Annotated in this window: 7 protein-coding genes and 1 pseudogene; 5 read left to right on the forward strand and 3 right to left on the reverse strand. The window is 66.4% G+C overall.

The features are described from left to right. Positions 1-27 precede the first annotated feature (27 nt). Positions 28-837 carry an EamA family transporter gene (locus tag D619_RS0105895; RefSeq protein WP_017667649.1) on the forward strand — a complete coding sequence of 270 codons (810 nt, stop codon included), beginning with the start codon at positions 28-30 and terminating at the stop codon, positions 835-837. Here the strand turns inward: D619_RS0105895 and D619_RS0105900 are convergent. Both D619_RS0105900 and uvrC read right to left on the reverse strand, forming a co-directional pair. Beyond that, on the reverse strand, positions 834-1,520 hold the full coding sequence (locus D619_RS0105900; protein ID WP_017667650.1) for a glutathione S-transferase N-terminal domain-containing protein: 687 nt from the start codon (positions 1,518-1,520) through the stop codon (positions 834-836). The genes D619_RS0105895 and D619_RS0105900 overlap by 4 nt on opposite strands. A 17-nt stretch (positions 1,521-1,537) precedes the next feature. Beyond that, positions 1,538-3,454 carry an excinuclease ABC subunit UvrC gene (gene uvrC, locus D619_RS0105905; RefSeq protein WP_017667651.1) on the reverse strand — a complete coding sequence of 639 codons (1,917 nt, stop codon included), beginning with the start codon at positions 3,452-3,454 and terminating at the stop codon, positions 1,538-1,540. Positions 3,455-3,522: 68 nt separating this feature from the next. On the opposite strand from uvrC, the gene D619_RS0105910 reads away from it, so the two are divergent. From D619_RS0105910 to D619_RS0105920, 3 genes are read left to right on the forward strand one after another with little or no spacing between them, the layout of a single operon-like run. After that, positions 3,523-4,758, forward strand: coding sequence for an ectonucleotide pyrophosphatase/phosphodiesterase (locus D619_RS0105910; protein ID WP_206536341.1), 1,236 nt, complete (start codon positions 3,523-3,525; stop codon positions 4,756-4,758). 46 nt (positions 4,759-4,804) lie between these two features. Next, the gene (locus D619_RS0105915; protein ID WP_017667653.1) at positions 4,805-5,578 is read left to right on the forward strand and encodes an SDR family oxidoreductase; all 774 of its coding nucleotides are present in this window, start codon (positions 4,805-4,807) and stop codon (positions 5,576-5,578) included. Continuing rightward, positions 5,578-6,015 (forward strand): dihydroneopterin aldolase, encoded by a 438-nt coding sequence (locus tag D619_RS0105920; RefSeq protein ID WP_017667654.1) that lies wholly within the window; start codon positions 5,578-5,580, stop codon positions 6,013-6,015. The genes D619_RS0105915 and D619_RS0105920 overlap by 1 nt, the downstream gene beginning before the upstream one ends. On the opposite strand, the gene D619_RS15740 is transcribed toward D619_RS0105920, so the two are convergent. Next, entirely contained in the window at positions 6,012-6,827 is an 816-nt protein-coding gene (locus D619_RS15740) for a hypothetical protein (protein ID WP_152417321.1), read from the reverse strand. The genes D619_RS0105920 and D619_RS15740 overlap by 4 nt on opposite strands. Before the next feature lie 293 nt (positions 6,828-7,120). On the opposite strand from D619_RS15740, the pseudogene D619_RS0105930 reads away from it, so the two are divergent. Then, a pseudogene (locus D619_RS0105930) lies at positions 7,121-7,451 on the forward strand (energy transducer TonB); the annotation flags it as partial.

Consider the following 7,451-nt stretch of genomic DNA (forward strand, 5'->3'; position numbering starts at 1 on the left):
CCGGTATCGGCCCTTGCTGCCACAATATTGTCGGCGCTGATCCACGCCGGGTGGAATCTGTTCCTGAAAGGCAGCGCCGGAGATCGACTGGTGGACCTGGCGGTGCTGGGCATCGGCGGATCGCTGTTCGGCTGTGTGCTGATTGCCCTGTTTGGCGCGCCGGTTGCGGGAGCATGGCCGTTCATCCTCGCTTCCAGCGCCATCCACCTCGTCTATTGGATGGCCCTCACCAAGGGTTATGCCGCCGGCGACATGAGCCACGTCTACACCATTGCACGTGGCATCGCCCCGGCGCTGGTGACGCTGGGCGCGGTGCTCTTCGCTGCGGAAGTGCCTGGTTGGGGGCAAGGGCTGGGCATCGCTGCGATCAGCCTTGGTGTCATGCTGGTGGGCGTGAATCGCCACGCGCCGCTGCCGGCGACGGGGTGGGCGCTGCTTACCGGCACGGCGATTGCCGGATACAGCCTTGTCGATGCGATGGGCGTGCGGGTGAATGCGGATGTGTTCAGCTACAAGGGCTGGGGTGCGGTGTTCACCTTCCTGCCGATCAGCCTGTTCGTCATTGCCCGGCGCGGCCCGGCAAGTTTCGCAGCGGCGGCGGCCGGCCGCTGGCGGCAAGGCATGCTGGCCGGCGCGGTTTCGAGCGCCGGCTTCATGCTGGTGCTGTGGGCACAGATGCGCGCGCCCATCGGGCCGATCACGGCCTTGCGCGAAACCAGCGTGTTGTTTGGTGCGGCGCTGGCGGCGCTGCTGCTGAAGGAAAAGGTGACAATGCGGCGTTGGGCCGGGGCATTGGTGGTGTGTGCCGGCGCAATGCTGATCGGTTTTTCGCGCTAGGCCTCTCGTGGTCCCAGGCCGAGCAGCTTTTTCGTCCGCGCGATGAAGGCGCTGTTGTCGCCGCCTTCCTTTAGCGGCGATATGTCCGGCACTTTCAAGCCGCGCTGAACGGCGGGGCGGGCCGAAATGGCTTCAACCCAGCGGCCAAGGCGCGGGAAGGGGGCGATGTCCACCCCGGTCCAGCCGGCGGTGCGCACCCAGCAGAAATGCGCGATGTCGGCGATGCTGTAATCGCCGGCCAGATAGTCGCGATCGGCCAGCCGCGCATCGAGGATGCCCAGCAACCGTTTCACTTCACCCAGATAACGCGCCTGCACCGCGGGCAGTTTCTCTGGCCAGAAATGCCCGAACAGATTGGCCTGGCCCATCATCGGCCCCAGGCCGCCCACCTGCAGCATCAGCCATTGCAGCGCTTCGGAGCGGGCGCGGGGATCGGCAGGCAGCAACCGGCCGGATTTTTCCGCCAGCCAGACCAGGATGGCGCCCGATTCCATCACGGCAAAGCCATCATCGATCAGCGCCGGCACCTTGCCATTGGGGTTCAGCTTCAGGAAATCGGCCTGCTTCTGCTCGCCCTTGGCCAGATCGAGCGTGCGCACCTCGTAGGCCAGCCCCAGTTCCTCCAGCGCAATCGACACCTTGTAGCCATCGGGCGTCGGGGCGGTGAAAAGGATCAGGCTCATGGGGGCAGCCTAGCCGTTCACCCGTTCGGGTGGAAGTGCTGCCAGATCGCCAGCGCCATCTGGCTCGAAATGCCGGGCGCGCGTTCGAGATCGTCGAGTGTGGCGCCCTTCACGGCGCGGCTGGTGCCGAAATGCATCAGCAGCGCCTTCTTGCGGGCCGGGCCGATGCCGGGCACTTCGTCGAGGGGGCTTTGCGTGATGGATTTTGCCCGCTTCGCCCGGTGCGCGCCGATGGCGAAGCGGTGCGCCTCGTCGCGCAGGCGCTGCAGGAAGAACATCACCGGGGCGTTGGGCGGCAGGGTGAATTCGCGGCCCGACGGCAGGTAGAAAGTCTCGCGCCCGGCGTTGCGGTCCGGCCCCTTGGCGACACCAACGATCGGCACATCCACTCCCAGTTCGGCCAGCGCCGCCATCACCGCCGAAACCTGGCCCTTGCCGCCGTCGATCAGGCACAGATCGGGCCAGTTGCCGCTTTCCTTGTCGGGGTCTTCAGCTTCCAGCCGGGCAAAGCGCCGGTGCAGCATGGCCTTCATCATGGCGAAATCGTCGCCCGGCGTGATCGCCTCGTCCTTCATGTTGAACTTGCGATACTGGCCCTTCTGGAACCCGTCCGGTCCGGCGACGACCATCGCCCCCAGCGCGTTGGTGCCCTGGATGTGGCTGTTGTCGTAAACCTCGATGCGCGCCGGCGGGCCATCCAGCTCGAAAATATCTGCCAGTTCGCGCAGCAGCTTGCCCTGCGTCGTCGTCTCGGCGCGGCGCCGCTGGATGGCCTCCTCGGCATTGCGCTGCGCCTGTTCCACCAGCTTGCGGGCTGGCCCGCGCTGGGCATGGCGCAGGCTCACCTTGCGCCCGGCTTTCTCGCTCAGCGCCTGGGACAGCAAGTCCGCTTCCGGCAGCGTGCGATCGAGCAGCATTTCCCTGGGCGGCGGCAACTCCTCGTACAGCTGGGCGAGGAAGCTCTGCAGCACTTCAGCTTCGTCCACGCCTTCGGTATGGCCGGGGAAGAAGCTGCGGTGGCCCCAGTTCTGGCCGCCGCGGATGAAGAAGACCTGCACGCACATGGCGCCGCCATCGGTGGCCATGGCGATCACGTCGGCCTCGCTGGTGGCGCCCTCGGCGTTAATGGCCTGGCTGCCCTGGATGAAGGTGAGCGCCTTCAGCCGGTCGCGCAGCACGGCGGCCGTCTCGAAATCCATGGCTTCGGCCGCCGCACTCATCGCTTCGGCCAGCTTCTTCTGGGCTTCCTGCGTGCGGCCTGACAGGAAGCCCTTGGCGTCGTTCACCAACTCGGCATAGCCAGCGTCGTCAATGCGACCCACGCACGGCGCCGAGCAGCGCTTGATCTGGTAGAGCAGGCAGGGCCGGGAGCGGTTGCTGAAGAAACTGTCGGTACAGCTCCTGAGCAGGAACACTTTCTGCAGCGCATTCAGCGTGGCGTTGACGGCACCGGCGCTGGCGAAGGGGCCATAATAGCTGCCCTTGGCCACCCGCGCGCCGCGATGCTTGGAAATGCGCGGAAAATCATGATCTTCGCGCAGCAGGATGAAGGGGAAGCTCTTGTCGTCGCGCAGCAGCACATTGTACGCCGGGCGGTAACGCTTGATCAGCTGCGCTTCCAGCAGCAGCGCTTCGGCCTCGCTGTTGGTGGTGACGATCTCCATGCTGCGCGTCTGCGCCACCATGCGCTGCAGGCGGCGGGGCAGGCGGGTCACCTGGGTATAGTTGGTCACCCGGTTCTTCAGCGTGCGCGCCTTGCCGACATAGAGCACGTCGCCACTGGCATCCATCATGCGATACACACCGGGTTTCAGCGGCAGCGTCTTCACCACGCGGCGAATGGTGGCGACACCCAGATCAAGATCGGGCGCCTCCGTGCCGCGCACCGTGTAGGTCTGCGCTTCCTCGGAAAAACGGTCGGGCGTGTCGGTCATGCTGTGCAGCCGATAGCCGCGGCGGGCCTGTCATGGCAAATGCCCACAAGGCTGCTATCGATCAGGTCATGCCGATTCTGCGCTTCCTCGCCGGCCTGCTGGCCCTTGCTCTTTCTGCCTGTGCGGCGAATGCCCCGCCGCCCGCAACCGCCGTCGCCGAGACGCGGCCCGCGCATCCGGTCATCCTCATCTCCGTTGATGGCCTGCGCGCCGATTATCTGCGTCGCGGGGTGAGCCCCAACATCACGGCGCTGGCCGCCCGCGGCGTGACCACCAGCGCGATGCGGCCGAGTTTCCCGTCGCTCACCTTCCCCAATCACTACACGCTGGTGACGGGCCTGCGGCCGGATCGCCATGGCGTTGTCAACAACACGATGCGCGATGCCGAACTGGGCGCATTTTCGATGGGCATCCGCAGCGCCGTGGAAGATGCGCGCTGGTGGAATGGGGCCGAACCGATCTGGGTGACGGCAGAAAGGGCCGCCATCCCCACCGCCACCATGTTCTGGCCGGGCAGCGAGGCGGCGGTGCGCGGCGTGCGCCCGCACCGCTGGTTGAAGTTCGATGGGGCCATGCCCAACCGCGCCCGTGTCGATCAGTTGCTGGCCTGGCTGGATGAACGGCCGCAGCCGGGCTTTGCCACGCTCTATTTCGATACGGTCGATCATGATGGCCATGAACATGGCCCGGATTCGCCCCAGCTGAACGCGGCGGTGTCCGAAGTCGATGCGCGTATCGGCGATCTGCTGGCCGGGCTGAAGGCACGCGGGATCGCGGCCAATATCATCCTCGTCGCCGATCATGGCATGGCCCAGGTGAGCAGTGATCGCCGCATCTTCCTCGATTCGCTGCTCGAATCCGCCCAGGTGCAACTGGTGGCAGGCGGTGCCGTCGCCAGCCTGAACCCGCAGCCAGGGCAGGAGCGGGCGGTGAAGGCGGCGCTGCTCAGGCCGCATCCGCACATGGCCTGCCATGAAAAGGCCGATCTGCCCGCCCGCCTGCACTATGGTCGCCATGCCCGGGTGCCGGCGATTCTCTGCATTGCCGATAGCGGCTGGACGATCTGGTTGAGCCCGCCGCGCGCCGATCAACCGATGCGCGCGCTGGGCGGCATGCACGGATTTGATCCGGCCCACCCCGACATGGCGGCCAGCTTCGTCGCCGCCGGGCCGGCCTTCCGCAGCGGGGTGGTGCTGCCGCCGTTCGACAATGTCGATGTCCATCCGCTGCTGCTGCGCCTGCTCGGTCTGCCAGCCATGCAGACCGATGGCGGCGACACGCTGGTGCGCGGGGCCCTGCGCTGAACTGCACGTTGCGCCGTCGCCCGCAAAGGCCTAGGCGGCGCCCATCATGACGGTGCTCCCGACCCAGACAGCCATCATCACCGGCGGTGCCAAGCGCATCGGCGGCGCCATCACCCGCGCGCTGGCCGCCGATGGCTGGCACGTGCTGATCCACTGCAACCAGAGCCGGGCCGAAGCAGACGCCCTTGCCGCCAGCCTGCCGCACGCCAGCGTGGTCGCCGCCGATCTGGCCGATGCGGGCGCAGCCGAGATCATCATGGCGGCCTGTGCCGGCCTGCCGCCCGCCCGCCTGCTGGTGAACAGCGCCAGCCGCTTCGATTATGACCGGATCGAGGATTTCAGCGCCGACGGCTTTGATCTGCACATGGCGGTGAACCTGCGCGCGCCCGCGCTGCTCACCCGTGCCTTTGCCGATGCGCTGCCCGCTGAACTGGGCGATGCAGCGGATGGGCCGGCGCTGGTGGTGAACCTGCTCGATGCCAAGCTGGCCAGCCTCAATCCGGATTATTTCACCTACACCTTGTCCAAGATCGGCTTCGAAGGGCTGACCGAGCTGACCGCGCGTTCCTATGCGCCGCGTTTGCGTTGCGTGGCCATCGCGCCGGCGGTCACGCTCGTTTCCGGGCCGCAAACCCGCGCGAATTTCGAAGCCGTACATGGCATGAATCCCCTGAAACGCGGCGTGACGGTGAACGACATCGTTGCTGCCCTGCGCTTCATCATCGCCACCCCAACCTACAACGCGCAAACCATCGTGCTTGATGGCGGGCAACGCCTGCTGGGCTTGCCACGCGACGTTGCTCACATGGTAGACACATGATGCCCGATCTGTTGCACGACTCTGGGCCTCCGCCCACCTTCATCGAACCCATGGCGCCCGGCATGGTGCCGCGCCACCTGGGCATCCGCACCCGCAAGCTGTTCCTGGAAGATTTCGATCTGCCGGTGGATATCGGCTTTCATGCCTTTGAAGTGGGATCGCCCCAGACGCTGCGGCTGAATATCGAAGTGTGGGTGGACGATGCCCACTTCCCGCGCTGCGACACGGTTGCCGAAGCCTGGGACTATGATTTCCTGCGCAACGCCGTGCTGGGCCTGGTGCAGGGCCGGCGTTTCAACCTGCAGGAAACCGTGGCGCACGCCATTTACGACCTGGTTGCGGCGCGCGCCGGCGTGGTCGGCCTGCGGGTTTCAACGCGCAAGCCCGACGTCTATCCCGACTGCAAGGCGGTTGGCGTGGAGCTGTCGAGCTTCTAACTGGTCTTGCCGCAGGGGCCCAGACTGGCCAGCGCATCGCGCCAGTCCCTGGCCAGCGCCGCATCGTCACCGCCGGCAGCGCTGGGCAACCGCGCCGGCAGGAAACAGGCCAGACGGTACCAGAGCAGGGTGCCTGGCCGCACCCGTTCCGCCGATTCGTCGATGATGTCGCCGCGCGCCACCAGCACACGCCGCACCTCGCCAGGGCGATTCTGCACGACCAGAGTCGCAGGCTTGCCGTCGCTGGTGGTGAGGAAGAACTGGCTCTCGCTTTCGCCAGGCACCGTGCCATCGGCGCGGAAGCCATTGGAAACACCACGGAATATCGGCACCTTGCCGGATCGCTGCTCGGCCACGACCGCCCGTACCGTATCGGCCAGCGCCGAATCCCACGGCTGCTGGCCCCGGCGCGACATCAGCCTGGTGCTGCCATCATCCTTTGGCTTGTCCAGAAAAGCCAATATATCCAGTCCCTTGACCACAGGTGGCCTGCCACGCGAATCCAGCGGCGTGTCCCACAGATATTGCAGCGTGCCGCCCGTCGTGGCGGGGGCGACCAGCACGTTGGACACGCTGGCCGTCACCAGAAAGCGCGCACGGCCGGGCGCGACATCAGGTGCAGCCTTGCCAGAAAGGCGGCTGGCGCGCGTGATGGTGGCGCGCACGATCAACGGCGCGGCCAGCGCCAGTTCGGCGGTATCGGCAAAGCCGGCCAGGCGGTCTGCCGGCGCGGAAAATGGCGCTGGTGCCTGCGCTGCAGCCGGCGCAATCACCGCCAGAATCAGGCAGATGGATAGAATCGGTCGCGTCATGTCCAGCATGGTAGGGGCGAGCGGCCTGCGCCGGCAACCCGCTGTCGCTCGGTGCCGTCACCCCCGGCATTATGGCAGGGAACAAACCCCGATTCTGGGGTGGGGAAACAACGTAGCGACGCGGAATTCGGCGGGATTGTGGCAAAAAGCCGGTTGCGGCGCCAAGCGGCTTGCGGCTAGAGGAGCAATCCGAGGGTTCGACGCAGGGTTTGAGGGGGGTCCTCTGCTCGCGGCGTTCCACAGATTTTTGAGGGAGTGCCAAACCAGCCATGTCTTACATGGACGCACCTGGGATGACCAAGAACAGGCAGATCGCGCTGGCCGCGGTCGCCGTTCTCCACGTTCTGCTTGGCTATGCCATCGTTTCCGGTTTCGCCATTTCGGTGGTGAAGAAGATCGTTGAGCCGCTGGAAGCGGTCAACGTGAAGGAAGAGGCGCCGCCACCAGACGAGCCGCCGCCACCGCCGCCGCAGGAAATCGAAATCCCGCCGTACGTGCCGCCGCCCGAAGTTTCGGTCGCGTCGGATGCGCCGACGAATTCGATCACCACGCAGTCGACAGTCGCGCGCCCGGATCCGCCCGTCGTGGCGCCGCCGGCCCCGCCCGCGCCGCCTGCGCCGCCCG

It is taken from the genome of Sandarakinorhabdus sp. AAP62 (assembly GCF_000331225.1).
Taxonomy (GTDB): Bacteria; Pseudomonadota; Alphaproteobacteria; order Sphingomonadales; family Sphingomonadaceae; genus Sandarakinorhabdus.